Annotated in this window: 1 protein-coding gene; it reads left to right on the forward strand. The window is 43.7% G+C overall.

Going from position 1 to position 602, the window contains the following annotated elements; translation table 11 throughout:
- A partial coding sequence (locus tag R7O13_RS28775) for a YccF domain-containing protein (RefSeq protein WP_318305449.1) occupies window positions 1-371 on the forward strand: 371 nt, incomplete at its 5' end.
- Window positions 372-602 lie beyond the last annotated feature (231 nt).

The following is a 602-nucleotide window of genomic DNA, read 5'->3' on the forward strand; positions in this document are numbered from 1 at the left end:
GGTGGCTATTCGGTTTTCTTGAGTTCATCCGCATCATCGGGATTCCGTGGGGGCGAGCTTGTTTCGTCATGGGTAACTTTTCGTTTTTCCCATTCGGCAAAGAAGCCATTTCGCGTGATGAACTAACCAATGAAATGGATATTGGCACGAGTCCGCTAGGCGTCATCGGCAACGTACTTTGGTTTGTGTTTGCAGGTTTGTGGCTGGCAATCGGTCATATCCTATCCGCCGCAGCGTGTTTCGTTACCATTTTTGGTATTCCGTTTGCACTTCAACACCTGAAACTGGCCGTAATTTCCCTCGCGCCTATCGGTAAAACTGTTGTAACGTCAGAAGAAGCGGCAATCGCTCGTTACAACATTAATCGTTAAGGTTATGTATCCTCTGAGCTTTCGAGCTCAGAGGGCAACGCCTGTTAAAAGTAAGCCTATTATTGCTACAGCGTATTCGATAATTGTTGATTGTATGCTCATACCGTCACCTTTAGGTTTATATCTTACCTAGCTCTGCAATGCTTCCAATTAACACAATATAATCAATTACCTATATTGCACATAACTTGAGTTATTCAACGCTTCAACTACAAACATCTCAACTCAACT

The organism is Vibrio sp. Y176, from assembly GCF_033438945.1.